Here is a 3,321-nt window from a genome sequence, read left to right as displayed (position 1 = left end):
CTCTGGATCTGGACACGATTTTACAAACGGCGGTGAATGAGATTCATACTCTGTTGCAAGTTGATCGCTGTGACTTTGTGTGGTGTCTGCCCAACAAAGATCGGTTCAACTTTATGGTGACTCACGAAGCGACTAACCCAGAGATTCAGATGGCGTTGGGGGAACTTTCCCTTGGGCATGGCTCCATTCTGGCAGAAACTATTTTAAATCTAGATATGCTAAGGATTGAGGATGTTTCTACTACCTCAGAAGCACTCACCTCGGAGGATCGCGCCCTGCTGCGTCAACTGGCAGTCACCTCGGTGCTGCTGCTGCCACTGAGAACACATTCTGGTCAATTGGGTGCTATTGTTTGCCATCACTGTCGCGGTTCGCGCCAATGGACTGATAGCGAAGTCCGGTTACTCAAAGCTGTCACCGATCAAGTAGCGATCGCTCTCGATCAGGCAGAACTGCTTGCCCAAACACGAGCAACCGCCTTTGCAGCTCAAACTCAAGCCACCTATCTGGGAAACGCCCTGAGCCAGTTGCAGGAAACCCAAATGCAACTGGTACAGCAAGAGAAGATGTCGAGCTTGGGGCAATTGGTGGCCGGAGTTGCCCACGAAATCAACAACCCGGTCAACTTTATTAACGGTAATATTACTTATGCAACCAACTATGTTCGGGATTTGCTGGAACTATTGCATCTTTATCAGGCAACCTATCCCAATGGAACTGATGCTATTCAGGAAAAGATAGAGACTATCGATCTTGATTTCTTGATGCATGATTTGCCTAATTTATTGTCGTCGATGCAAATGGGTGGAGAACGAATTCGGCAAATTGTCCTATCTCTGCGGAACTTCTCGCGCCTGGATGAAGCCGAGATGAAACCTGTGGATATCCATGAAGGGATTGAAAACACGTTGTTAATTTTGAAGAGTCGCTTGAAATTAACCAGTGCCAAGTTTGAGATTCAAGTGATTAAAGCATACGAAAATTTACCGCCTGTTGATTGTTATGCAGGGCAATTAAATCAAGTATTTATGAATCTTTTGGGTAATGCGATCGATGCCTTAGATGAAACGCCTAATCCCATCATTACCATTCAAACAGAACTCATTAGTAGAGAAAAATCTGGTAGTTCCGATCTATCTCAACTCTCCCACGCAGATAATGTAGTGATTCGGATTCGAGATAACGGTTCTGGGATGACAGAAACAACCCAGCAAAAACTGTTCAATCCATTCTTCACCACCAAACCCATCGGTAAGGGAACCGGGCTGGGGCTGTCCATTAGCTATCAAATTGTGGTTGAAAAACATGGCGGCATTTTAAAATGCTCCTCAGAACTTGGGAAAGGCAGCGAGTTCTTGATTCAAATTCCGGTTGAGCCTCTGGTTAAAAGTACTTGAAACATGTAAAAAATTATCAAAATATCAATTGTTCAAGTCTTCCTTGGGGAATGCTAGGCTAAACGCCAACGATGATTGACTCATCGACTTGTAAAGTATGTCAAATGGTACGACAAGCTCACCGATTGTTCTCGCGCTTGATGATAGCCTTGTGATTCATCAAATGATTAAACGAGCGCTAGAACCGGGCTATCAAGTAATAACAGCCGCTAACGCGGTTGATGCCCTGTCGATCATTTATCATCAACGGATTTCAGTCTTGCTATTGGATGTGCAGATGCCGGATGTAAACGGGTTGGAGTTTTGCCGCACGGTGCGAAGCCTGCCCCAGTTTCAGCATTTGCCCGTGATTATGGTGACTTCTCAAGATTCCCCCTTCGACCGGGTGAAGGGTCATCTGGCGGGTGCAACAGAATATCTGATCAAACCTTTTGATGCTGAACAATTGCGCGAAGCTGTACGAAAATTTATTGGTTCCTGATTACATGGACGAAAGATGTCTAAGTACAGCTTTGCGTAAAAGCGTAGCGTTTTTAATGTAAATGTAAGCCAACGCATTAACAAGGCGGCCGACGCATTAACAATGCAAGCCCATGTATTAACATTGTCGTGTATTGCCAATTTAATTCGGTACGAATTAATGAAATGCTGTACTAAGAATGTTTAGAGTTGATGTAGCAGATTCGATTCAATAGCATGGGAGCAATTTCGCCGATCGCCAAAATGTGTTGGGCGGCTCCCAGAGCGATCGCTTCTTTGGGCATCCCAAAGACAACGCAGGTTTGTTCATCTTGGGCAATGGTAGTACCTCCGGCTTGAGCGATCGCTTGTAATCCATCTGCGCCATCGCGTCCCATGCCAGTCAGCAAAATACCAACCGCCGATCGCGGGTAGCAGATGGCAACGGCTTGAAACAAAACTGTGACGGAGGGACGATGCCCGGAAACGGCAGGGGTGCTGACGGTGATTAATCGCCCTTGAGTGTCGAGTTGCAGGTGTTGTCGTTCGGGAGCGAAGTAGACAGTACCCGGTTTGGGAAATTCTCCCGGTTGGGCGATCGTCACGCGCAGGAAACATTCTGCTGCTAGCCAATCTACCAGTCCTTGCAGAAATCCTTCGCTGATATGTTGGACACACAGAATGGGTACGGGAAAGTTTGCAGGGAGTTGTTTTAGGATCGTGTACAATGCCTGGGGGCCGCCTGTGGAGGCTCCGATCGCCACGATTTTGGGCAGGGACGGGGAATTACGAATGGGGAATTGCGAGTTACTGACAGGTTTTGGGTTGAATGGTTCTGGCTTACTTTTGGGGCTAAGAGGATGCGTTCTGGGTTCTACCGTCGCAGTTCGGGAAGTGTGGCGAGTAAAGACTGTAACCCCTGCCAGAACTTTGATCCGGTTGATTAATTCGTGCTTGACGTGTTCATAGTCTGAAAGTGAGTCGATGCTGGGTTTGGGAAAAACATCCAAAGCACCCGCTTGCAGCAGTTTAAAAACATTGCGGGAATCTTCTTGAGTATTAACGGAAGTGCTGATTACTAGAATGGGACGGGGATAGTCTGCCATAATCCGGCGGGTGAGTTCCAGTCCATCCATTTTGGGCATGTGTAGATCGGTGCAGATTACCTGGGGCTGTGCGGCTGGAATTCGCTCCAATGCTTCCACGCCATTGGGAGCAGTTCCCACCACATCCACTTCCGGGGAACTCGCCAGAATCCGCTTGAGGATGGTTAAGGCGACGAGCGAATCCTCCACCAGAAAGACGCGAATCGGGGCAGAGTTTTTCATCGGTTGACAGTAAATTGAGATTTTACGAGAAAATTATTCTTCATCGAACAGAATTCAGGAGTCAGGAGTCAGGAGTCAGAATTCAGAATGAATTTTGACCGAAAAAGTGGATAGCGCAGCGTTAGCAAGTATTCGAG

The 3,321-nt window shown here is 47.2% G+C and carries 3 protein-coding genes; 2 read left to right on the top strand and 1 reads right to left on the bottom strand.

Features of this window, described 5'->3' with window-relative positions; genetic code table 11:
* Positions 1–1,397 (top strand): sensor histidine kinase (locus IQ229_RS19580; RefSeq protein ID WP_194046600.1); only part of this gene is annotated, 1,397 nt, incomplete at its 5' end.
* A 97-nt stretch (positions 1,398–1,494) separates the two neighbouring features.
* Entirely contained in the window at positions 1,495–1,878 is a 384-nt protein-coding gene (locus IQ229_RS19575; RefSeq protein WP_194046598.1) for a response regulator, read from the top strand.
* Between the two features lie 172 nt (positions 1,879–2,050).
* Here the strand turns inward: IQ229_RS19575 and cheB are convergent, their stop codons facing one another.
* On the bottom strand, positions 2,051–3,184 hold the full coding sequence (cheB, locus tag IQ229_RS19570) for a chemotaxis-specific protein-glutamate methyltransferase CheB (RefSeq protein ID WP_194046596.1): 1,134 nt from the start codon (positions 3,182–3,184) through the stop codon (positions 2,051–2,053).
* Positions 3,185–3,321: the final 137 nt, after the last annotated feature.

Origin of the sequence: Nostoc cf. edaphicum LEGE 07299, from assembly GCF_015207245.1 — a bacterium.
Taxonomy (GTDB): Bacteria; Cyanobacteriota; Cyanobacteriia; order Cyanobacteriales; family Nostocaceae; genus Nostoc; species Nostoc edaphicum_B.
This window is presented reverse-complemented; position numbering and strand designations above follow the sequence as displayed.

Bases quoted from the DNA above. Each gene is read 5' to 3' on its own strand.
- IQ229_RS19575 (WP_194046598.1), top strand. From the start codon at position 1,495: ATGTCAAATGGTACGACAAGCTCACCGATTGTTCTCGCGCTTGATGAT.
- cheB (WP_194046596.1), bottom strand. From the start codon at position 3,184: ATGAAAAACTCTGCCCCGATTCGCGTCTTTCTGGTGGAGGATTCGCTC.